Below are 22,233 nucleotides of genomic sequence, written 5' to 3'. Positions count from 1 at the left end.
TGACTGACATGCGTTCGAACGGGAGCGGGTTCAGCCTCGTCGACTCCGTCTATGAGCGCTTGCTTGCCGAGCGGATCATCTTCCTGGGTTCCCAAGTGGACGACGACATCGCCAACAAGCTGTGCGCGCAGATCCTGTTGCTGTCGGCGGAGGATCCGACCAAGGACATCCACCTCTACATCAACTCGCCGGGCGGCTCGATCAGCGCCGGTATGGCCATCTACGACACGATGGTCCTGGCTCCGTGCGACATCGCCACCTACGCGATGGGCATGGCGGCCTCGATGGGTGAGTTCCTCTTGGCGGCGGGCACCAAGGGCAAGCGTTTCGCGCTGCCGCACGCCCGGATCCTGATGCACCAGCCACTGGGTGGTGTCACCGGTAGCGCCGCGGACATCGCCATCCAGGCCGAGCAGTTTGCGGTCATCAAGAAGGAAATGTTCCGGCTCAACGCCGAATTCACGGGGCAGACGATCGAGCGCATCGAGGCCGACTCCGATCGCGACCGCTGGTTCACCGCGCCGGAAGCCTTGGAATACGGGTTTGTCGACCACATCATCACCAGCGCCAACGTCAACGGCACCGGACCGGGAGCAGGACTAGACAAATGACCGACCACACTCATCCGTCATTGGACGCCCGCCTCCAGCCGCAGGCCCGCTACATCCTGCCGTCGTTCATCGAGCATTCGAGCTTCGGCGTCAAGGAATCCAACCCGTACAATAAGCTGTTCGAGGAACGCATCATCTTCCTCGGCGTGCAGGTTGACGACGCGTCGGCCAACGACATCATGGCCCAGCTGCTCGTGCTGGAGTCACTGGATCCCGACCGTGACATCACCATGTACATCAACTCGCCCGGTGGCTCGTTCACCTCGCTGATGGCGATCTACGACACCATGCAGTACGTGCGCGCCGACATCCAGACGGTGTGCCTGGGGCAGGCCGCCTCGGCCGCCGCGGTGCTGCTGGCCGCCGGCACCCCCGGTAAGCGCCTGGCCCTGCCGAACGCCCGGGTGCTGATCCACCAGCCGTCGCTGTCCGGGGTGATCCAGGGCCAGTTCTCGGACCTGGAGATCCAGGCCGCCGAGATCGAGCGGATGCGCACCCTGATGGAAACCACGCTGGCCCGCCACACCGGCAAGGACCCCGAGGTCATCCGCAAGGACACCGACCGCGACAAGATCCTGACCGCTGCCGAGGCCAAGGACTACGGGATCATCGACACGGTCCTGGAGTACCGCAAGCTGTCCGCACAGAGCAGCTAGCCACGGCCCGCACTCCGATTGGCAAGCCCAGCCCGATGACACACGCCCTGCCCGGTCACCTCCGGCGCGGGGCGTGCGTCGTCAGGTGGAGTACGGAAATTGCGCTGACCTGCGTGGGCATCGGCCGTCGCGCGATCTCGGTATCGTCGGTCGCGGTCCATGCCAGGTACGGAGCAGGTCGCTCGGCCATTCGTACTCGATCCGTAACGACACGCCAGGGTCACAGTCAGCGTGCCGACGGGTGGCGGGCCGCAAGGAGAGATATGTTCTCCTGCACACGAACAAATACCACCGGGGCGATTCGGCCTTATCGGTCGCACCGCAACGGAACGAACGGGTAGCGTCGGGTTTACGCCCGAGGTTTACCCAGCAACTGGCGAATCGACAGACTGCTAACAGGAAGTAGGACCCCCCCACATGGCGCGCATTGGAGACGGCGGTGACCTGCTGAAGTGCTCGTTCTGCGGCAAGAGTCAAAAGCAGGTCAAAAAGCTCATTGCCGGTCCGGGCGTGTACATCTGCGACGAGTGCATAGATCTGTGCAACGAGATCATCGAGGAGGAACTCGCCGACGCTGACGACGTCAAGCTCGACGAGCTGCCCAAGCCTGCGGAGATCCGGGACTTCCTCGAGGGCTACGTCATCGGTCAGGACACCGCGAAGCGGACGCTGGCCGTGGCCGTCTACAACCATTACAAGCGGATTCAGGCGGGGGAGAAGTCCCGCGATTCGCGTACCGAGCCGGTCGAGCTCACGAAGTCCAACATTCTGATGCTCGGCCCCACCGGCTGCGGTAAGACCTACCTGGCCCAGACGCTGGCCAAGATGCTCAACGTGCCGTTCGCCATTGCCGATGCCACCGCCCTGACCGAGGCCGGCTACGTGGGCGAGGACGTCGAGAACATCCTGCTCAAGCTGATCCAGGCCGCCGACTACGACGTCAAGCGCGCCGAGACCGGCATCATCTACATCGACGAGGTCGACAAGATCGCCCGCAAGAGCGAGAACCCGTCGATCACCCGGGATGTCTCCGGCGAGGGCGTGCAGCAGGCGCTGCTGAAGATCCTGGAAGGTACCCAGGCCTCGGTGCCCCCGCAGGGCGGCCGCAAGCATCCCCACCAGGAATTCATCCAGATCGACACGACCAACGTGCTGTTCATTGTGGCTGGTGCGTTCGCAGGCCTGGAGAAGATCGTCTCCGACCGGGTCGGCAAGCGCGGTCTGGGCTTCGGCGCCGAGGTGCGGTCCAAGGCCGAGATCGACACCCAGGACCACTTCGCCGAGGTCATGCCCGAAGACCTGATCAAGTTCGGTCTGATCCCCGAGTTCATCGGCCGTCTGCCGGTCGTGGCCTCGGTGACCAACCTGGACAAGGAGTCCTTGGTCAAGATCCTCTCCGAGCCCAAGAACGCTCTGGTGAAGCAGTACGTCCGCCTGTTCGAGATGGACGGCGTGGAGCTGGAGTTCACGGAGGAGGCACTGGAGGCGATCGCCGATCAGGCCATCCACCGCGGTACCGGCGCCCGTGGCCTGCGCGCCATCATGGAGGAAGTCCTGCTGCCGGTGATGTACGACATCCCCAGCCGCGACGACGTCGCCAAGGTGGTCGTCACCAAGGAGACCGTGCAGGACAACGTGCTGCCGACCATCGTGCCGCGTAAGCCGCCGCGCTCGGAGCGCCGCGACAAGACCGCCTGACGACGATCAAGCGGCGAGGAACGCGCCGCCAGACGCCGAAATAGCACTCAGGGTCGTGATCCCAACCGGGTCACGACCCTGAGTGCTATTTCGATGGAGTTCTCAACGGGTGATGCGGTCGGGGCGGGTGTAGACGTTCATCGAATCGCCACGCAGGAACGCCACCAGGGTCAGGCCGGACTGACTGGCCAGGTCCACGGCCAGCGAGGACGGCGCCGACACCGCGGCCAGGATCGGGATGCCTGCCATCACGGCCTTCTGCGTGAGCTCGAACGAGGCCCTGCCGCTGACCAGAAGCACCGTGGCGGTCGAGGGAATCCGGTTGTGCTCCAGCGCCCACCCGATCACCTTGTCGACGGCGTTGTGTCGGCCGATGTCCTCGCGGACGACAAGCATGTCGCCGTCGACGGTGAAGAGCGCTGCGGCGTGTAGACCGCCGGTGCTGGCGAAGACTTTCTGCGCATCCCGCAGTTGGCCGGGCATCGTCGAGAGCACCGCGGCCGGAACCGTCGACGGGTCATCGCCGGGACCGTGCTTGCTGCTCAACCGCACTGCCTCCAGTGAGGCCTTGCCGCACACCCCGCACGACGAGGTCGTGTAGAAGTTACGGGTCACGTCGACGTCGGGCTTCGGCACATCAGGGGCCAGGGTCGCGTCGAGCACGTTGTAGGTGTTGACTCCCTGCTCGTCGGCTCCCCGGCAGTAGCGCACGGATACCAGATCCTCGCGTTGTCCGATCAAACCCTCGGTCAGGAGAAACCCTTGGGCCAGCTCGATATCGGCACCGGGGGTGCGCATCGTGACGGTGATCGGTGTCCCGTCGACGCGGATCTCCAGCGGCTCCTCGACCACCAGGGTTTCCGGGCGGGCCTCAGCCGTGGCGCCGGTCAGGTGGTGGGCGCGCCGACGGGCGGTCACCCGGCCCACTAGGCCCTCTCCAGACGGATGACGACGGCCTTGGACACCGGGGTGTTCGATCTCTTGGCGGTGTGATCAAGCGGTACGAGGGGATTGGTCTCCGGGTAGTACGCGGCGGCGTTGCCGGCCGGCGTGGAGTACGGAACGATCAGGAAGTCCTTGGCGCGCCGTTCCTGTCCTTCGAATTCGGACACCAGGTCCACGCGCTCGCCCTCGGTGAAACCCAATGCCGCGATGTCGGCCGGGTTGACGAACACGACGCGGCGCCCGCCCTTGACGCCGCGGTAACGGTCGTCCAGCCCGTAGATCGTGGTGTTGTACTGGTCGTGGCTGCGCAGTGTCTGCAAAACCAGCCGGCCCTCGGGCACCGGCACCCACTCCAGAGCGTTCACGGCGAAGTTGGCTTTCCCTGTCATGGTGGGGAATTCGCGAGAATCACGCGGCGGATGAGGCAGCTGGAAACCGTCCGGTTGGCGCACCCGCGTGTTGTAGTTCTCGCAGCCGGGCACCACCGCGGCGATCCCGTCTCGGATGCGGTCGTAATCGGCCGCGAAGCTCTCCCACGGCACCGGGTGGTCGGGGCCGAGCAGGGTGCGGGCCAGCTCGCAGACGATGGCGACCTCGCTGCGCAGCTGATCGCTGGGCGGGTGCAGGCTGCCGCGCGACAGGTGGACCATCGACATCGAATCCTCAACCGACACTTGCTGTTTGTGTCCGTTCACGATGTCGCGGTCGGTGCGGCCCAGAGTCGGCAGGATCAGCGCCATCCGGCCGTGCACCAAGTGACTGCGGTTGAGCTTCGTCGAAATCTGCACCGTCAGAGCGCAACTGCGCAGCGCGGCCTCGGTGACCTCGGTGTCGGGGGTGGCCGAGACGAAATTGCCGCCCATGCCGATGAACACACTGGCCCGGCCGTCGCGCATGGCGCGGATGGCATCGACGGTGTCGTAGCCGTGCTTGCGCGGGCTGACGATGCCGAACTTGGCGTCGAGCGCATCGAGGAACCTCTCGGGCATCTTCTCCCAGATGCCCATGGTCCGGTCGCCCTGGACGTTGGAGTGGCCGCGCACCGGACACACGCCGGCACCGGGCTTGCCGATCATGCCGCGCAGAAGCAGCAGGTTGGTGGCCTCGCCGATGGTGGCCACCGCGTGGTGATGCTGGGTCAGGCCCATCGCCCAGCACACCACGGTGCGCTCGGAGGCGGCCAGCAGGTCGGCCACCCGCTGCAATTGAGCCCGGTCGACGCCGCTGGCCTCGGTCACGGTGTCGAGATCGACCGCGCGGGTCTGGGCGGCGTACTCGTCGTAGCCTGCGCAGTGGGCGGCGATGAACTCGTGGTCCACGACGGTGCCGGGGGCACGGTCTTCGGCCTCCAGCAGCAGCCGACCCAGTCCGGCGAACAACGCCATGTCGCCGCCGATGCGGATCTGCACGAACTCGTCGGCGATCGCGACGCCGTGTCCGACCACGCCGCGCACCTTCTGCGGGTCCTTGAACCGGATGAGTCCGGCCTCCGGCAGCGGGTTGATCGCAACGATCTTGGCGCCGTTGGCTTTTGCCTTTTCCAGCACCGAGAGCATGCGGGGATGGTTGGTGCCCGGATTCTGTCCGGCGATCACGATGAGATCGGCCTCGGTGACATCCTCGACGGTGACCGAGCCCTTGCCGATGCCGATCGACTCGGTCAGTGCGGTGCCCGAGGATTCGTGGCACATGTTCGAGCAGTCCGGCAGATTGTTGGTGCCGAAGCTGCGGACCAGCAGCTGATAGAGGAATGCGGCCTCGTTGCTGGTGCGCCCGGACGTGTAGAACAGCGCTTCGTCGGGCGAGGCCAGCGCGTTGAGGTGTTCGGCGATCAGGCGGTAGGCGTCGGCCCACTCGATGGGCCGGTAATGCGCCTCGCCGGGTGCGAGCACCATCGGATGGGTCAGCCGGCCCTGCTGGGACAACCAGTACTCGGGTTTTGCCTCGAGCTCGCTGATGGTGTGGCGGGCGAAGAACTCCGGCGTGACCACGCGCTTGGTGGCTTCCTCGGCCACCGCCTTCGCGCCGTTCTCGCAGAACTCGGCCAGCTTGCGTCCGCCGTGCTCCTCGGGCCAGGCGCACCCCGGACAGTCGAAGCCGTGCCGCTGGTTCAGCCGGGTGAGCGCCGCCGCCGTACGCAGCGGCCCCATCTGTTCGAAGCCGCGCTGCATGCTGACCAACACGGCCTTGACCCCGGCCGCTTCGTCCTCAGCGCCGGTGGTGACGACGTCGTGCTCGTTGTAATCGGCGTCGATGTCCTTGGCGCTGGTCATGAACCCAATCTAGTCTCCGCGAAACCGAGGGACGCGCCGCTTGGCGGGCGTGCCTAGCCAGGCTCGGCGGTCGGCGCTGGTTGAGCCTTGACCGGCGGCGTGGCAGCAGGTGTGTCGGGTTGTGAGGGCGGTGCCGACTGGGTCACGGTCTCGCCGAATTGCATGGTCGTTTGGGCCGCGGGGACAGAGATCGAGGGTGCGTCGTTTGGCTGAATCGCCTGGACACCCAGGAGCGCCATGACGGCGGCAGCTGCCAGGCCGGTGGTACAGAGGAGGAGTTTGGCTCTCGGATCCATGCGCATTTCGCAACACCCTTCATCACAACATTGGCTACCTATGTGGTTTGAATGCGGAAGGGACGCCAGACATTCCATGATCGAGGACCGATGTGGCATGGGTCACAATTCGATGCTGGATCGGGGAATATCCGGGGCCGGGAAGCGCGGTGACCGCCCTGGCCGGGACACTTCTTCCATGCCACGAGAGTTAGCTCCCGGCGTGACCGTGCTCGGCAACCTCGCGATCGACATCATCAATGGGGCGCCACCGAGTCCGGGGGGATGCGCGTCGTTCGCGGGGGTGGCACTGCAGGCCGCAGGCGGACCGGGCCGGATCATCGCGATGGGTGCCGAACGTGATCACGCCCTGTTCGACGAGTTGCGCGCGCGCTTCGGATCGCTGGTGCACGTCTTGGCGGCGGACTCGACCAGTTCGTTCAGTCTCGACTATGACGACACCGATCACCGCCACATGGGCGTCCAGGCGATCGGCCCGGTATGGACAGCCGCCGACATAGAAGTTGCCGATCCGACGACGACATGGGTGCACCTGGCTCCGCTGTTGCGCACCGATTTCCCACCCGAGACGCTGGCGGCGCTCAAGGCCCGTGGACATCGCATCGCCTATGACGGCCAGGGGCTGGTGCGGGCCGACCGATTGGGGCCTCTGGTCGAGGACCGCCACTTTCCGCCGGCCCTGCTGGCCAACGTCGACATACTCAAACTTGCCGAGGACGAGGCGGTGATCGTCGCCGACGGCGCGTTCGACGCATCGACGGCGGAGCGACTCGGCGTCACCGAGATTCTTGTGACCTACGGCTCGGAGGGCTGCGACATCTATACCGAGGGCGCGGTGGAACGGGTGCCGGCTGCCTGGCGGGTTCTTGATGTGCAGACCACGGGGGCGGGGGACATGTTCACCGCTTGCTATGTCGCGCACCGCGCGGCAGGCCACGACCCGCGTGGCGCCGCGGAGTCGGCCAGTGCGCTCGTGGCTCGTGAGCTGGACAAGCGGGTACGTGTCGGTTGATCGCCGGCCGGGTCTACACTCGACAGGTGTCAAGTTTGTGCTTGCCAGTGCTAGCAGGCAGCTACCGGCCAGTAGCTTTTTCCTTAGAGAATGACATTCTCCTAAACGTGACGAAAACCACAGTTCTGTCTCAAACCGGGCTCCTTCACGCCCGCGAACAGCACCTTCGCCGGGTTCCCACCCGCGTGTCGGGGGGCGGCGCGGTGAAGTGCAGCCTAAGAGCAGTGCAATAATCGGTACTGGTAGTGACATAAAAATTCGGTGGACGTTCGATCCGGCGCCGCGTCACGCGACAGCGGCCAGGAAAGACGTGGTCAAAGAACGTGTGAAAGGCGGTAGCCGTGGGTGAGAACGGCAACGGCAATGGCGCCGCGCCGCGGCAGAAGCTCGAAAAGGTCGTCATCCGCTTCGCCGGCGATTCCGGCGACGGTATGCAGCTGACCGGTGACCGCTTCACTTCTGAAGCCGCGCTGTTCGGCAACGACTTGGCGACCCAGCCGAATTACCCGGCGGAGATCCGCGCGCCACAGGGCACCCTGCCCGGTGTGTCGTCGTTCCAGATCCAGATCGCCGACTACGACATCCTCACCGCCGGTGACCGTCCCGACGTGCTCGTGGCGATGAACCCGGCGGCGCTGAAGGCCAACGTCTCGGACCTGCCCCGCGGCGGTCTGATCATCGCCAACTCCGATGAGTTCACCAAGCGCAACCTCGCCAAGGTCGGATACGACAACAATCCGCTAGAGGATGACACGTTGTCCGACTACGTGGTGACGTCCGTCGCGATGACGACGCTGACCCTGGGCGCCGTCGAGGCGATCGGCGCCACCAAGAAGGACGGCCAGCGCGCCAAGAACATGTTCGCGCTCGGCCTGCTGTCCTGGATGTACGGCCGCGAGCTCGAGCACAGCGAGGCCTTCATCCGGGAGAAGTTCTCGCGTAAGCCCGACGTGGCGGAGGCCAATGTACTGGCGCTCAAGGCCGGCTGGAACTACGGCGAAACCACCGAGGCATTCGCGACCACTTACGAGGTGTCGCCGGCCAAGCTGAAATCGGGTGAGTACCGCCAGATCTCGGGCAACACCGCGCTCGCCTACGGCATCGTGGCCGCCGGACACCTGGCCCAGATCCAGGTGGTGCTGGGCACCTACCCGATCACCCCGGCGTCGGACATCCTCCACGAACTGTCCAAGCACAAGAACTTCAACATCCTCACCTTCCAGGCCGAGGACGAGATCGCCGGCATCGGCGCGGCCATCGGCGCTTCCTACGGCGGTGCGCTCGGCGTCACCAGCACCTCGGGCCCGGGCGTGTCCCTGAAGTCCGAGGCGATCGGCCTTGCCGTGATGACGGAGCTGCCGCTGGTCGTCATCGATGTGCAGCGTGGTGGGCCCTCGACGGGTCTGCCGACCAAGACCGAGCAGGCCGACCTGTTGCAGGCGCTGTTCGGGCGCAACGGCGAGTCACCGGTGGCGATCCTGGCTCCGAAGTCGCCGTCGGACTGCTTCGACATCGCGGTGGAAGCCTCGCGCATCGCCGTCCATTACCACACCCCGGTCATCATCCTGTCCGACGGTGCGGTCGCCAACGGCTCTGAGCCCTGGCAGATTCCGGACATCAGCACCTACCCGCCGATCGAGCACAAGTTCGCCAAGTCCGGCGAGCCGTTCGCTCCTTACGCGCGCGACCCCGAGACCCTGGCCCGCCAGTTCGCGGTGCCGGGCACCCCGGGTCTGGAGCACCGGATCGGTGGCCTCGAAGCCGCCAACGGTTCGGGCAACATCTCGTACGAGCCCAAGAACCACGACCTCATGGTGCGGCTGCGCCAGGAGAAGATCGCCGGCATCACGGTGCCGGACCTGGAGGTCGACGACCCCACCGGCGATGCCGAACTGTTGATGCTGGGCTGGGGCAGCAGCTACGGACCGATCGGCGAGGCATGCCGACGGGCGCGGCGCAAGGGCATCAAGGTGGCCCAGGCTCATCTGCGTCACCTCAACCCCTTCCCGGCCAACCTCGGGGAGGTGCTGCGCCGCTACCCGAAGGTGGTGGTGCCGGAGATGAACCTCGGCCAGCTGGCACTGCTGCTGCGCGGCAGGTACCTGGTCGACATCCAGTCGGTGACCAAGGTGGAAGGCATGGCCTTCCTCGCCGACGAGGTCGAGGGCATCATCGACGCGGCCCTGGACGGCACGCTCGGTGAGAAGGAAAACGACAAGGCCAAGTTCGCCCGGTTGGCGGCGGCCACCATTGAGGTTGAGGCGAGCGGTGTGGGAGCGAACGCATGACTGACCTGATCGGAACAGAGCATCAAGACCTGGGCCTGACTCCGCTGAACAAGAACGCCCTGGTGCCCACGACCGATCAACCGCAGAAGGGCAAGGACTTCACCAGTGACCAGGAGGTCCGCTGGTGCCCGGGTTGCGGTGATTACGTCATCCTCAACACCATCCGCAACTTCCTGCCGGAATTGGGCCTCAAGCGCGAGAACATCGCGTTCGTGAGCGGCATCGGCTGCTCCAGCCGGTTCCCGTACTACCTGGAGACCTACGGTTTCCACTCGATCCACGGTCGCGCCCCGACCATCGCCACCGGCTTGGCGCTGGCACGTCCGGACCTGTCGGTGTGGGTCGTCACCGGTGACGGTGACGCGCTGTCGATCGGTGGTAACCACCTGATCCACGCGCTGCGCCGCAACATCAACATCACGATCCTGCTGTTCAACAACCGGATCTACGGCCTGACCAAGGGCCAGTACTCGCCGACCTCCGAGGTCGGCAAGGTCACGAAGTCGACTCCGATGGGCTCGCTCGATTACCCGTTCAACCCGGTGTCACTGGCGCTGGGTGCCGAGGCCACGTTCGTCGGCCGGGCACTGGACTCTGACCGCAAGGGCCTGTCCGAGGTGTTGCGTGGTGCCGCCGAGCACCGTGGCGCAGCACTGGTGGAGATCATGCAGGACTGCCCGATCTTCAACGACGGATCGTTCGACGCGCTGCGCAAGGAGGGCGCCGAGGAGCGGCTGATCAACGTCAGCCACGGTGAGCCGATCAAGTTCGGCACGGACGGCGAGTACTGCGTGGTCAAGTCCGGGTACGGCCTCGAGGTCGCCAAGACCGCCGACGTCGCGGCTGCCGACATCGTGGTGCACAACGCCGAAATCGATGATCCGGCATACGCTTTCGCCCTGTCGCGGTTGAGCGAGCAGAACCTCGATCACATGGTGATGGGCATCTTCCGCAAGGTCAGCCGCCCCACCTACGACGACGCCGCGCGCCAGCAGGTCAACACGGCCATCGAATCAAAGCCCCATGACACCGCAGCTCTGCAATCCTTGCTGCGTGGCAAAGACACCTGGACCGTGGAGTAATCGCGCTGAACCTGCCGCTCAACAGGATCTGAGCACAGCCCCGCTCGCCGCCGTAGTTCTGGCGGGCGGGGCTTCGCGCCGTATGGGGCGCGACAAGGCGACGCTGCCAATTGACGGCACGACGATGGTCGAGCGCGTGGTCGCGGCGGTGAGCGAGCGCTGCTCACCGGTTTTCGTCATCGCCGCACCCGGCCAGCCGCTGCCCGCACTGAACGCCCAGATCCTGCGCGACGAGGTGCGTGGTGTCGGTCCGCTGGTGGCAACCGGTCGCGGGCTGCGTGCCGTTGCGGAGGCGGGCGTGGACCGCGCTTTCGTCTGCGCGGTGGACATGCCGTACCTGTCGTCCGACCTGATCGACGCGCTGGCGGCCCCCGCCCAGCGGCTGCCTGCCGATATCGTGCTGCCGTGGGACGGCAGGGACCACTATCTGGCCGGGATCTATCGCAGCGCGCTCACGGAGAAGATCGCCGCCCTGGTGCGCGACGGCCGGCGCAGCATGCGTGCACTCGCCGAGTCCGTCGACACGCAACGGATCGTGATGGCCCCGCAGCGCGCGCTGACCAACGTCAACACCGCAGCCGATCTGTTGTGAGCGGATATATGTCGTGGAAACGACAGCAAATTGTGAATTAGTGCCGAAGTGGGACCCAATTTATCGTTTCGAAATAATTGGCCGATTATTTCACCATTTTCAGGCTGGGGTTCACCGTGCTAATTCGGGAACCGTCAGCGGTAGGCGTGACGTAGTTGTTCATGAAAATCACTGCTACTCAAGATCATTGGGTGACCCACGGATTGGTCGAAGGGTCGGCACTATTCGCTGGGGGCCGTGTCGACTTCGTGCGATTTCCGGCAAAAGTACTTTGACCGCGCGCTTTGGCCCGCTCGCCGCATTCGGCGGCGTGGAGACGGAGTTGGCCAGGGTGTCTGACGATTCGATTCATGCGCCTGGAAGAGATTGGCGCCCAACGTATTTGCGTGTGCGTGGGCGGTCGCCGGTGTCGGCAACCTCCGGCCGGCCGGCTCGCCGGAGAATGGCTCGATCCACGACAACTGTTGTGTAACAGCATGTTTGATACGCGGGCATGAAACCTGGCCGCCGGAGGGTGTAGCGAACCGATTCGCGCCCCGGCACGCGTGATGACACTCGCCGATGGCATCTACCAGCGTTTTTGTCCCTGCCGAGGGCCGCTGCCGCGTCCGCCGACTCCGAATCAAGTGGGCCAGCTCACAAAAAAGGCGTGATCTCGATCACGAATTGTTTGTGCTGATCACGAAACGGTAACGGCGCCGGTCCAGCGCTGACCTGCACAAACGTTTCGTTCAACGCCTCGTTATCTGTCCGTGATCTTTCCGCTATCGCTTCTACATCGAGATGACTTCTCTGCGAGACCTTTGTACGGTCCAAAGCGTCTCCACAGGAGCAAACAATTTCAACACCAAGAACCTGCGTGTGAGTGGGGCCGCGGTTGGCGATTACGCCCGCGGGGGCCCGGGTCTGAAACCCGGGCCGGGCACTGTGGCCCTCCCTTTCGTGCCTGACCGAGACGGCACGAACCAACCCTTCCGGCCTGGATTCAGGCTGCAGCACCCGCCTGGGCGGGTGCCGATGGCGCGCGCTTGGCGAGAGGAACGAAGTGAAGAACATCCGCAAGACGTTTGGGCTGGGCATCATTGCTGGAGCGCTCGCTGTGGCTCCCGTGGCACTCGGTGCCGGTACCGCCAATGCGGACAGCGTGAACTGGGACGCCGTCGCCGCCTGCGAGTCGGGTGGCAACTGGGCGATCAACACCGGTAACGGGTACTACGGTGGCCTGCAGTTCAACCTGGGCACCTGGCGCGCCAACGGCGGCTCGGGTTCGCCTCACCAGGCCTCGCGTGCCGAGCAGATCCGGGTCGCGGAGAACGTGCTGCGCTCCCAGGGCATCGGCGCCTGGCCGGTGTGCGGCAAGCGCGGCTAGCACTGCCGACAACTTGATACGGAGCGGTGCCGGGCGATGCCCGGCACCGCTTCTGTTTCATCAGCAGGCCCTCCGGTTACTCCAGCCTCGGCAACCTCCGAAAGAACTTCGGCCTCTTCTGTAACGGGTGACGTTGGTCACACGAACTCATTAGTGACCGCACAGTTGCACGAACGTGATCGGCATCTGCAGCGGTCCTGGTGTCACAGGTCGGGGAAGGGCCGCGAGATGACCATACGAAGGGCGTTGAACAGGGCTTTCTGGCTCACTGCCATATCGGCGGGTGTCGTGCTGGCACCGCTGTTTGCCGCGCCGCCAACAGCCGGTGCGGACACGGTGAACTGGGACGCGATCGCCGATTGCGAATCGGGCGGGAACTGGTCGATAGACACCGGCAACGGCCACTACGGCGGTCTGCAGTTCAAACCCGCCACCTGGGCCTCGCATGGTGGCGTCGGATCACCTGCGACCGCATCCCGCGAGGAACAGATCAGGGTGGCCGAGAACGTCCTGGCCACCCAGGGCATCGGAGCCTGGCCCAAGTGCGGGGTTCAAGGCGGGATGCCGGCGGGCTGGGCGGCGCCCAGCGCTCCGACCGGCTGCCAGGCCGTGCGTGCCGGCGCGGTGCTCGGAATCTTCGACCTACGCCGGATTTGCACGACGTTCCTCGATCCGCTTACCGCACTCGGCGTGCCGCGCTGAGCTCAGCGCACGGGGGCGAATGCGCCGCGGGCAGCGATCGAGGCCAGGTGGCGGGTCAACACGTACTCGGGAACGACGACGGTCGCCCGCGCGGCGGCAGCGCTGAGCACCGCCGGCCGCAGATTCACGACCCGGCCGATCAACTGTGATTCCCGAACGATGGTCATGACTCGCTTGCGGCGCATGGCGGAGAATCGGGCGAAAGCGGCGGACAGATCCGGCTCTCGGACGGCGAGGCCGGCCAGGGTGGCGGCGTCCTCCAGCCCCTGACAGCCGCCCTGGCCCAGATGCGGGCGCATCGGGTGCGCGGCGTCCCCGGCGATCACCACAGGTCCCCGCGCCCAGCAGCGAGCCGGTGCCCGGTCGTAAAGATCGTTTCGCAGTATCTGATCGGGTTCGGTCGTGGCCAGCAGCGTCGGGATCGGTTCCGCCCAGGTGCCGAAGGTTCGCTGCAGGTGACTCAGCTCCCCCTCGCGGTTGGTGTGGCCCTGCGGTGCGCGCTGAGTGGCGAACCAGTAGGTGTGATCGGCACCGAGCGGCACATGCCCGGCTTCCATCCCGGCGCCCATGGTCTCGCCCGAGAGTTCGGGGTCGATGGTGCATTCGGCCACTCCGCGCCAGGCCGTGTACCCGGCGTACCGGCGGGGCAGGGGTCCATTCAGGTGACGGGCCACCACGGAGTCGACACCGTCGGCGCCGATGACGGCCGAGGGCTCTCGCACGGTTCCGTCCGACAACCGCACACGCACCCCACCGTCGTGGACGTCGAGCGCCTGGACCGCGACGCCGTACTCGACTGTGTTCGGTCGTAGCCCTGCGGTGAGAATGTCGGTCAACGCGGCTCGGCGGATCACCACCAGTGGTTCGCCGAGCGCGCGAACCATCCGGTCGGGCGCCGGGCGACGCAGCCAAGTGCCGTCGCGCCAGCGCATGGCTCCCGCGGTGACCCGCCCGCCGGAACCGCGCACCGCGTCGCCGAGCCCGATCTCGTCGAGCGCGGCCAGGGCATTGGGCCAGATGCTGATGCCGGCGCCCGTGGTGGAGTCCGGACGGGTTTCGACGACGGCGACGTCAAACCCCTGGCGCTGCAATGCGACTGCGGTGGCCAGGCCGGTGATGCCCGCGCCGACGACCAGGACGTTCTGTGCCATCGCTCGAATCTAACCGGCCACGAGCGAGGTGACTCACATGATCGGAGTTGGGATCGGTAGCCTTCCAGCGCCTGCACAGTGTCTGCACAGGTTCCCGTGCCGAATCGCCGGGATGCAACGATGGAGAGGACCCCGATGAAACTCACCCGCTTGGGTGTTGCGCTCGGCGCAGCAGCCTTGGCCGTATCCGCACTGAGCGGTTGCTCGAAGGCCACCGAGCTCAGGGATGCCGCCGCCGGCGCGGCCGAGAAAGTGGTGAGTTCGGGCACGGAGAAGATCACCGAAGCGGTATCGGGCAACCTGTTCACCGCGGAGGGCCTCGACAACGCCTATGCGGCAATCGCGGACAAAGTCGGGGCCAACCCGATGCAGGTGGTCGACGTCGTCATCGCGCCCGGCGTGCTCAAGGTCGAGGCCGTCGACCCGAAGGCCCCGACCGAGCTCAACGAATGGAGCTACACGTCGGGGGCGGTCGCGCCATCCCGTCCGATCGACTACGGCGAGGACACCGAGGCGCTGCAGCAGAACCTGTTCGCCACCTCCGACGTGCCCACCAGTGCGATCGCCGCGGCCATCGAGGGTGCCGTCGCGGCAAGCGAAATACCTGACGGCAAGGTTGGGACGGTGAGCATCAAGCGCAACATCCCCTTCGACGAGAACATCATCATGTTCATCAACGTCCAGGGCGAGCGCAGTAGCAAGCAGGTGCGGGCCGACGCCACCGGAAAGGTCACCGAGGTGGTCTGAACCGGCAGGTTCAGGCCACCCGCCCGCGGCCCCGCACCGGAGTTCGGTGCGGGGCCGCGCCGTTACGGTGGGGAGCATGACGGTGTTCGACGATCTCGACGACTATCTCGCGGTGCCTCGGGTGTCAGGTCTGGCGGTGTCGCCCGACGGGTCCCGGGTGGTGACGACGCTGAGCACACTGGACGACAAGCGCACCGAATTCCTCAGCGCCATATGGGAATTGGACCCCGCCGGAATTATGCCCGCGCGCAGGCTGACCCGTGGTGTGAAAGGGGAGTCCGCACCCGTGTTCACCGCCGGCGGTGACGTGTTGTTCCTCGCGGTGCGCCCGAGTGCCGACGAGGACAAACCGCCCGCGGCGCTGTGGCGGCTACCCGCCACCGGCGGCGAGGCATCTGAGGTGATGGCGATGCCCGGCGGGGTGGCCGGTGCGGCAAGCGCCCGGGCCGCCGATGCCGTCGTGGTGACGGCGCCGCTACTGCCCTCGTCGGCCGGAGTCGATGACGACAAAGCGCGACGTGAGGCCCGCAAGGACGGCAAAGTGTCGGCGATCCTGCATACCGGCTACCCGGTGCGTTACTGGGATCACGACGTCGGCCCGGACCAGCCGCACCTCTTCGATGCCGATGGGCGACGGGATCTGACCGCCGACCCGGGTGCGGCCTTGCGTGAGACGACATTCGATCTCAGCGCCGACGGCAGGTTCGTTGTGACGTCGTGGCGGGTGCCCGGCCCGGGCGCGGGGGTCCGGTTGGCCCTCGTGCGCATCGATCTGGCCAACGGTGAGCGCATCACCATCGCCCAAGAGCCTGGAGTGGATCTCGATCACCCCGCGATCGCGCCGGACTGCAGCGCCGTGGCCTTCACCCGGGAAACCCACTCGTCACCGACCGCCCCGCCGCGGATCACGCTGTGCTGCATGCGGTTCGGTGACGATCCGGTGGAGTTGACCGCGGACTGGGATCGTTGGCCGTCGTCGGTGGCCTGGACGACGGATTCGACGGCGCTGATCGTCACGGCCGATGACGGAGGTCGTGGACCGATCTTCTCCGTCGATCCGGTATCCGGTGCGGTAACCCGGTTGACCGAGGACGACTTCACCTATGGCGATGTCCGGCCGGCGCCCGGCGGGATCATCTATGCGCTGCGCAGCTCGTACGCCGTGCCGCCTCATCCCGTCCGGATCGATCCGGACGGCACTGTCACGGAGTTGCCCTGCGTCGAGAAACCCGAACTGCCCGGAACGCTGACCGAGATGACCGCGCCCGCAGCCGACGGCACGCCGATCCGTTCCTGGCTCACCCTGCCCGCCGGCGATGGGCAGGCCCCTTTGGTGTTGTGGATTCACGGCGGGCCGTTGGGCAGCTGGAACAGCTGGCACTGGCGGTGGAACCCGTGGCTGCTCACCGCGCAGGGCTATGCCGTGCTGATGCCGGATCCGGGACTGTCGACCGGTTACGGTCAGGACTTCATCGCACGCGGTTGGGGTTCCTGGGGCGGCGATCCCTACACCGACCTGATGGCCGCGACCGACGCCGCCTGTGCGCATCCGCGCATCGATGCCTCACGAACCGCTGCGATGGGCGGATCGTTCGGCGGTTACATGGCCAACTGGATCGCCGGACACACCGACCGGTTCGACGCGATCGTCACGCATGCCAGTCTGTGGGCGCTCGACCAGTTCGGACCCACCACCGACGGCGCGTACTGGTGGGCTCGCGAGATGACACCTGAGATGGCCCAGCGCAATTCCCCGCACCGGTTCGTCGCTGACATCGCCACCCCCATGCTGGTGATCCACGGCGACAAGGACTATCGCGTGCCGATCGGCGAGGCGCTTCGGCTGTGGTACGAGCTGCTCAGCGACTCGGGGCTACCGGCCGACGAGCACGGCGAAAGCCCGCACCGGTTCCTGTATTACCCGACGGAGAACCACTGGGTGTTGTCTCCCCAGCACGCCAAGATCTGGTATCAGGTGGTCACGGCGTTCCTGGGGGATCACCTGCGCGGCGAACCCGTACAGCTGCCCGAACTGCTCGGGTAGCGTCGAGATCGTGACGCAGCGTGAGTTTGATCTGGTGCTGTACGGCGCCACGGGTTTCGCCGGAAAGCTGACCGCCGAGTACCTGGCCAGGGCCGGGGGACAGGCCCGGATAGCTCTGGCCGGCCGCTCCGAGGAACGATTGCGGGCGATCCGCGACGGATTGGGGCCCGCCGCACAGTCGTGGCCGCTGGTGACAGCTGACGCCACGGCCCAGGACTCTCTCGATGCGATGGCCGCGCGCACGCAGGTGGTGGTCACCACGGTGGGTCCCTACGCCCGCTACGGCATGCCGCTGGTGGCCGCCTGCGCCGCCGCCGGCACCGACTACGCCGACCTGACCGGTGAGACGACGTTCATCCGCGACAGCATCGACCTGCACCACAAGCAGGCGGTCGACACTGGCGCGCGCATCGTGCATTCGTGTGGATTCGATTCCGTGCCATCCGATCTCACGGTCTACGCGCTGTACAAGCGGGCCCTCGCCGACGGTACGGGCGAGTTGGGCGACACCAACCTGGTGGTACGCAGTTTCGCCGGTGGCGTGTCGGGCGGCACCGTGGCCTCGATGCTGGAATTGCTCGACACGCTGTCGTCGGATCCGGAAGCGCGGGCTCTGATGAACGACCCGTACACCCTGAGCCCCGACCGCGGGGCCGAGCCCGAACTGGGTGCTCAGCCCGACGTGCGGTGGCGCCGCGGCGGTGAGATCGCACCCGAGCTCGCCGGCTACTGGACAGGTGCGTTTGCGATGGCGGCACCGAACACTCGAATCGTGCGGCGCAGCAATGCATTACTGGGCTATGCCTATGGGCGCCGCTTCGAGTACGCCGAGCAGATGAGTCTGGGGCGCTCGCCTGTCGCGCCTTTGGCCGCAGCAGCGGTGACCGGAGCCAACGCGTTCACACTCGGTATCGGTGGGCGCTACTTCAACCGGCTGCCGGGCGGCCTGGTCGCCAAGTTGGCGCCCAAACCGGGGACCGGCCCCAGCGAGCGGGCCCGCGAGCGGGGCCACTACCGCGTGGAGACCTATACCACCACGACATCGGGTGCCCGCTACGTGACAAGCATGGCCCAGCAAGGCGATCCGGGATACAAGTCGACGGCGGTGTTGCTCGGCGAGTGCGGGCTCGCCCTGGCAACCGACCGTGATGCGTTGTCGGAACGGCGTGGAGTGCTGACACCGGTGGCCGCCATGGGCGACGTGCTCCTGACCCGGCTACCGGCTGCCGGGGTGTCGCTGGGGACGACCGCCCTGAGGTGAGCCGGCGCAACATGAATGGATCCGCCTGCGTCGAACACCTGTGGGACAAGATCACATTCGACTAGTGTCGTTGCCGAGGACTTTCAGTACGCCAGCAACGAAGGTGGGATGAACAATGGCCGGTCTCGACGAACTTTTCGCGCAGATCCCGGTGGCGGATATCGCCAGCAAGCTCGGCGCAGACGAAGGCGAGGTGAACGCCGCCATCAAGACCCTGGTGCCTGCACTGGTCGGCGGTGTGGCGGAGAACGTACAGGCTGACACCATCGACTCGAGCGATCTTGAGTCGACCGTCACCGCGCAGGGCGCCAGCGGCCTGCTGGACGGTGGGGTGAGCGTCGATCAGGTCGATGCCAACGAGGGCAACCAGATGGTGTCCAAGATCTTCGGCGGCAACGACAGCAACCAGGTCGCGTCGGCGTTGGCGGGTACCGGCGCCGGTGGCAGCAACCTGATCAAGCAGCTGCTGCCGATCCTGGCGCCGATCGTGCTCGCCTACATCGGCAAGCAGTTTGCCCAGAAGAACGCCGCGCCCGCGGGCGAGGCCCAGGCGCAGGCTTCCGGGGGCGGCGGGCTCGGGGACATCCTCGGCAGCATCCTGGGCGGCGCATCCGGTGGCGGTGCGGCCGCCAACAACCCGCTGGGCAGCATCCTCGGCAGCGTGCTCGGCGGCGGCGGTGGCCAGGGCAACGCCATCGGGGAGATCCTGGGCGGCTTGCTCGGCGGCAAGAAGTAGCGGTATCCCAGGCCGTGCGCGACGGCCTCCGGCAGCCTCCGACGCCCAGCGAACGCACCGGGCATCGGGGGCTTTCGCGTATTCGTCCACGTCCTTCTTAGAATGGCTCGGTGACCCCCAGCCCAGACAATCGTGCCGATGCCCTCCCCAAATCCTGGGATCCCGCTGCGGTAGAGGCCGACCTGTACCAGGGCTGGGTGGATGCCGGCTACTTCACCGCCGATCCGGCCAGCGAAAAGCCGCCCTATTCGATCGTGCTGCCGCCGCCCAATGTGACCGGCAGCCTGCACATGGGCCACGCGCTCGACCACACACTCATGGACGCCCTCACCCGGCGCAACCGTATGCAGGGCTTCGAGGTGCTGTGGCTGCCCGGCATGGACCACGCCGGCATCGCCACCCAGACCGTGGTGGAAAAGCAGCTGGCCGTCGACGGCAAGACCAAGGAAGACTTCGGCCGCGAGCTGTTCGTCGAGAAGGTCTGGGACTGGAAGCGCGAATCCGGCGGCACCATCGGCGGGCAGATGCGCCGCCTCGGTGACGGCGTGGACTGGAGCCGCGACCGCTTCACCATGGACGAGGGCCTGTCGCGCGCGGTCCGCACCATCTTCAAGCGCCTGTTCGACGCCGGGCTGATCTATCAGGCCGAGCGGCTGGTCAACTGGTCGCCCGTGCTGGAGACCGCGATCAGCGATCTCGAGGTCAAATACGAAGACGTCGAGGGGGAGCTGGTCTCGTTCCGCTACGGCTCGATGAACGATGACGAGCCCCACATCATCGTGGCCACCACCCGGGTCGAGACCATGCTCGGTGACACCGCGATCGCGGTCCACCCCGACGACGAGCGTTACCGCCACCTGGTCGGGACGACCCTGCCGCACCCGTTCGTCGAACACGGGATGATCATTGTGGCCGACACGCACGTCGACCCCGAATTCGGTACCGGCGCAGTCAAAGTCACCCCCGCCCACGACCCGAACGACTTCGAGATCGGGCTGCGTCACCAGCTGCCGATGCCCACGATCATGGATGCCAAGGGCAGGATCGCCGACACCGGAACCCAATTCGACGGCATGGACCGGTTCGAGGCCCGGGTCAAGGTGCGCGAAGCACTGGCCGAACAAGGCCGGATCGTCGAGGAGAAGCGTCCCTACCTGCACAGCGTCGGACACTCCGAGCGCAGCGGCGAGCCCATCGAGCCGCGGCTGTCGCTGCAGTGGTGGGTCAAGGTGGACGGCCTGGCCAAGGCGGCCGGTGATGCGGTGCGCAACGGCGACACCGTGATTCACCCGCCGAGCCTGGAGCCGCGCTGGTTCGCCTGGGTGGACAACATGCACGACTGGTGCATTTCGCGGCAGCTGTGGTGGGGCCACCGCATCCCGATCTGGCACGGGCCCAACGGCGAGACGGTGTGCGTCGGCCCCGACGAGACCCCGCCGGCGGGCTGGGAGCAGGACCCCGACGTGCTCGATACCTGGTTCTCCTCGGCGTTGTGGCCGTTCTCCACCATGGGCTGGCCCGACCACACGCCCGATCTGGCCAAGTTCTATCCGACCTCGGTGCTCGTCACCGGCTACGACATCCTGTTCTTCTGGGTGGCGCGGATGATGATGTTCGGCACCTTCGTGGGCGATGACCCGGCCATCACGTTCGATGGCGCACGGGGCCCGCAGGTTCCTTTCAAAAACGTTTTCCTGCACGGTCTGATCCGTGACGAGTTCGGCCGCAAGATGAGCAAGTCGCGGGGCAACGGCATCGACCCGCTGGACTGGGTGGAGAAGTTCGGGGCGGACGCCCTGCGGTTCACCCTGGCCCGCGGAGCGAGCCCCGGCGGTGACCTGTCCATCGGCGAGGACCACGCCAGGGCCTCGCGAAACTTCGCGACCAAGCTGTTCAACGCGACCCGCTTCGCGCTGATGAACGGTGCGGCTCCGGCTCCGCTGCCCGAGGTCGCCGAGCTGACCGACGCCGATCGCTGGATTCTGGGTCGGCTCGAAGAGGTCCGCGCAGAGGTGGATGCCGCGCTCGACAGCTACGAGTTCAGCCGGGCCTGCGAATCGCTGTACCACTTCGCGTGGGACGAGTTCTGCGACTGGTACGTCGAGTTGGCCAAGGTCCAGCTGAATGACGGCGTCGCCCATACGACTGCGGTGCTGGCGGCCGTACTCGACGCGCTGCTCAAGCTGCTGCATCCCGTGATGCCCTTCGTCACCGAGACGTTGTGGAAGACGCTCACCGACGGTGAGTCGATCGTCATCGCGCAGTGGCCGCAGGCTACGGGTTTGGCGCTGGATCCCGTTGCCGCACAACATGTTGCCGACATGCAGAAGCTGATCACCGAGGTGCGCCGCTTCCGCAGCGACCAGGGTCTGGCCGACCGGCAGCGGGTCCCGGCGCGGCTGTCGGCCATTGCCGAAGCGGGCCTGACCGAGCAACTGCCCGCCGTCACCGCGCTGGCCTGGCTGACCGATACCGCTGACGGGTTCACCCCGTCGGCCTCGGTCGAGGTGCGCCTGACGCAGGCCACGGTGCTCGTCGAGGTGGACACCTCGGGCACCGTCGACGTCGCGGCTGAGCGCCGGCGGCTGGAGAAAGATCTGGCCGCCGCGCAGAAGGAACTGGCGACCACCACGGCCAAGCTCGGTAACGAGGCGTTCCTGTCCAAGGCGCCGGAGAACGTCGTCGACAAGATCCGGGGCCGTCAGCAGCTGGCCGGCGAAGAGGTCGAGCGGATCACCGCGCGCCTGGCAGGGCTGGCCGAATGAGGATC

At 66.3% G+C, this 22,233-nt stretch carries 17 protein-coding genes; 14 read left to right on the top strand and 3 right to left on the bottom strand.

Annotated elements, in window-relative coordinates:
• The first annotated feature begins 8 nt into the window (after positions 1–8).
• The 3 genes from QQ25_RS20925 to clpX all read left to right on the top strand — a co-directional run bounded on the left by QQ25_RS20925 (position 9) and on the right by clpX (position 2,965).
• Positions 9–611 carry an ATP-dependent Clp protease proteolytic subunit gene (locus QQ25_RS20925; protein ID WP_039322277.1) on the top strand — a complete coding sequence of 201 codons (603 nt, stop codon included), beginning with the start codon at positions 9–11 and terminating at the stop codon, positions 609–611.
• Positions 608–1,267 (top strand): ATP-dependent CLP protease proteolytic subunit ClpP2, encoded by a 660-nt coding sequence (gene clpP2 / locus QQ25_RS20920; RefSeq protein WP_039322274.1) that lies wholly within the window; start codon positions 608–610, stop codon positions 1,265–1,267. The genes QQ25_RS20925 and clpP2 overlap by 4 nt, the downstream gene beginning before the upstream one ends.
• A 417-nt stretch (positions 1,268–1,684) precedes the next feature.
• Positions 1,685–2,965 (top strand): ATP-dependent Clp protease ATP-binding subunit ClpX, encoded by a 1,281-nt coding sequence (gene clpX, locus QQ25_RS20915; RefSeq protein ID WP_039322273.1) that lies wholly within the window; start codon positions 1,685–1,687, stop codon positions 2,963–2,965.
• A 102-nt stretch (positions 2,966–3,067) separates the two neighbouring features.
• On the opposite strand, the gene fdhD is transcribed toward clpX, so the two are convergent.
• Together fdhD and QQ25_RS20905 are read right to left on the bottom strand one after the other, a co-directional pair.
• Complete coding sequence (gene fdhD, locus QQ25_RS20910) at positions 3,068–3,892, bottom strand: formate dehydrogenase accessory sulfurtransferase FdhD (protein ID WP_039322270.1); 825 nt, start codon at positions 3,890–3,892, stop codon at positions 3,068–3,070.
• The gene (locus QQ25_RS20905) at positions 3,892–6,183 is read right to left on the bottom strand and encodes an FdhF/YdeP family oxidoreductase (RefSeq protein WP_039380767.1); all 2,292 of its coding nucleotides are present in this window, start codon (positions 6,181–6,183) and stop codon (positions 3,892–3,894) included. The genes fdhD and QQ25_RS20905 overlap by 1 nt, the downstream gene beginning before the upstream one ends.
• A gap of 498 nt (positions 6,184–6,681) precedes the next feature.
• Between QQ25_RS20905 and QQ25_RS20895 the strand changes: the two genes are divergently transcribed.
• From QQ25_RS20895 to QQ25_RS20870, 6 genes are all read left to right on the top strand, one after another.
• Positions 6,682–7,491, top strand: a complete 810-nt coding sequence (locus tag QQ25_RS20895) for a PfkB family carbohydrate kinase (protein ID WP_039380764.1) — start codon at positions 6,682–6,684, stop codon at positions 7,489–7,491.
• Positions 7,492–7,832: 341 nt separating this feature from the next.
• Positions 7,833–9,779 carry a 2-oxoacid:acceptor oxidoreductase subunit alpha gene (locus tag QQ25_RS20890; RefSeq protein WP_039322264.1) on the top strand — a complete coding sequence of 649 codons (1,947 nt, stop codon included), beginning with the start codon at positions 7,833–7,835 and terminating at the stop codon, positions 9,777–9,779.
• Entirely contained in the window at positions 9,776–10,861 is a 1,086-nt protein-coding gene (locus QQ25_RS20885; RefSeq protein ID WP_039380763.1) for a 2-oxoacid:ferredoxin oxidoreductase subunit beta, read from the top strand. Before QQ25_RS20890 ends, QQ25_RS20885 begins: the two co-directional genes overlap by 4 nt.
• Before the next feature lie 28 nt (positions 10,862–10,889).
• Complete coding sequence (gene mobA / locus QQ25_RS20880; protein ID WP_101906116.1) at positions 10,890–11,453, top strand: molybdenum cofactor guanylyltransferase; 564 nt, start codon at positions 10,890–10,892, stop codon at positions 11,451–11,453.
• A gap of 1,045 nt (positions 11,454–12,498) precedes the next feature.
• Positions 12,499–12,822, top strand: coding sequence for a transglycosylase family protein (locus QQ25_RS20875; protein ID WP_039322259.1), 324 nt, complete (start codon positions 12,499–12,501; stop codon positions 12,820–12,822).
• Between the two features lie 228 nt (positions 12,823–13,050).
• Entirely contained in the window at positions 13,051–13,524 is a 474-nt protein-coding gene (locus QQ25_RS20870) for a transglycosylase family protein (protein WP_101906115.1), read from the top strand.
• Between the two features lie 2 nt (positions 13,525–13,526).
• On the opposite strand, the gene QQ25_RS20865 is transcribed toward QQ25_RS20870, so the two are convergent.
• Complete coding sequence (locus tag QQ25_RS20865) at positions 13,527–14,675, bottom strand: FAD-dependent oxidoreductase (protein WP_039380761.1); 1,149 nt, start codon at positions 14,673–14,675, stop codon at positions 13,527–13,529.
• A 135-nt stretch (positions 14,676–14,810) separates the two neighbouring features.
• On the opposite strand from QQ25_RS20865, the gene QQ25_RS20860 reads away from it, so the two are divergent.
• The 5 genes from QQ25_RS20860 (at position 14,811) to QQ25_RS20840 (ending at position 22,228) form a co-directional block, all read left to right on the top strand.
• Positions 14,811–15,422 carry a hypothetical protein gene (locus tag QQ25_RS20860; protein WP_039322251.1) on the top strand — a complete coding sequence of 204 codons (612 nt, stop codon included), beginning with the start codon at positions 14,811–14,813 and terminating at the stop codon, positions 15,420–15,422.
• A 76-nt stretch (positions 15,423–15,498) separates the two neighbouring features.
• The gene (locus QQ25_RS20855) at positions 15,499–17,466 is read left to right on the top strand and encodes a S9 family peptidase (protein ID WP_039322248.1); all 1,968 of its coding nucleotides are present in this window, start codon (positions 15,499–15,501) and stop codon (positions 17,464–17,466) included.
• 10 nt (positions 17,467–17,476) lie between these two features.
• Positions 17,477–18,727: a saccharopine dehydrogenase family protein gene (locus tag QQ25_RS20850; protein ID WP_039322246.1), complete on the top strand. Its 1,251-nt coding sequence runs from the start codon at positions 17,477–17,479 to the stop codon at positions 18,725–18,727.
• 115 nt (positions 18,728–18,842) lie between these two features.
• Positions 18,843–19,463 (top strand): DUF937 domain-containing protein, encoded by a 621-nt coding sequence (locus QQ25_RS20845; protein ID WP_039322244.1) that lies wholly within the window; start codon positions 18,843–18,845, stop codon positions 19,461–19,463.
• A gap of 110 nt (positions 19,464–19,573) precedes the next feature.
• Positions 19,574–22,228 carry a valine--tRNA ligase gene (locus tag QQ25_RS20840; RefSeq protein WP_039380760.1) on the top strand — a complete coding sequence of 885 codons (2,655 nt, stop codon included), beginning with the start codon at positions 19,574–19,576 and terminating at the stop codon, positions 22,226–22,228.
• Positions 22,229–22,233 lie beyond the last annotated feature (5 nt).

It is taken from the genome of Mycolicibacterium setense (assembly GCF_000805385.1).
GTDB classification, from domain to species: domain Bacteria; phylum Actinomycetota; class Actinomycetes; order Mycobacteriales; family Mycobacteriaceae; genus Mycobacterium; species Mycobacterium setense.
The sequence above is the reverse complement of the archived record's forward strand: the minus strand, read 5'-3'. Positions and strand labels throughout refer to the sequence as shown.

What these genes read in the sequence shown, in the direction of transcription:
- QQ25_RS20885 (WP_039380763.1), top strand. Translation starts at nt 9,776, where the DNA reads ATGACTGACCTGATCGGAACAGAGCATCAAGACCTGGGCCTGACTCCG.
- QQ25_RS20905 (WP_039380767.1), bottom strand. Translation starts at nt 6,183, where the DNA reads ATGACCAGCGCCAAGGACATCGACGCCGATTACAACGAGCACGACGTC.
- clpP2 (WP_039322274.1), top strand. Translation starts at nt 608, where the DNA reads ATGACCGACCACACTCATCCGTCATTGGACGCCCGCCTCCAGCCGCAG.
- QQ25_RS20865 (WP_039380761.1), bottom strand. Translation starts at nt 14,675, where the DNA reads ATGGCACAGAACGTCCTGGTCGTCGGCGCGGGCATCACCGGCCTGGCC.
- QQ25_RS20845 (WP_039322244.1), top strand. Translation starts at nt 18,843, where the DNA reads ATGGCCGGTCTCGACGAACTTTTCGCGCAGATCCCGGTGGCGGATATC.
- QQ25_RS20860 (WP_039322251.1), top strand. Translation starts at nt 14,811, where the DNA reads ATGAAACTCACCCGCTTGGGTGTTGCGCTCGGCGCAGCAGCCTTGGCC.
- clpX (WP_039322273.1), top strand. Translation starts at nt 1,685, where the DNA reads ATGGCGCGCATTGGAGACGGCGGTGACCTGCTGAAGTGCTCGTTCTGC.
- QQ25_RS20925 (WP_039322277.1), top strand. Translation starts at nt 9, where the DNA reads ATGCGTTCGAACGGGAGCGGGTTCAGCCTCGTCGACTCCGTCTATGAG.
- QQ25_RS20870 (WP_101906115.1), top strand. Translation starts at nt 13,051, where the DNA reads ATGACCATACGAAGGGCGTTGAACAGGGCTTTCTGGCTCACTGCCATA.
- QQ25_RS20855 (WP_039322248.1), top strand. Translation starts at nt 15,499, where the DNA reads ATGACGGTGTTCGACGATCTCGACGACTATCTCGCGGTGCCTCGGGTG.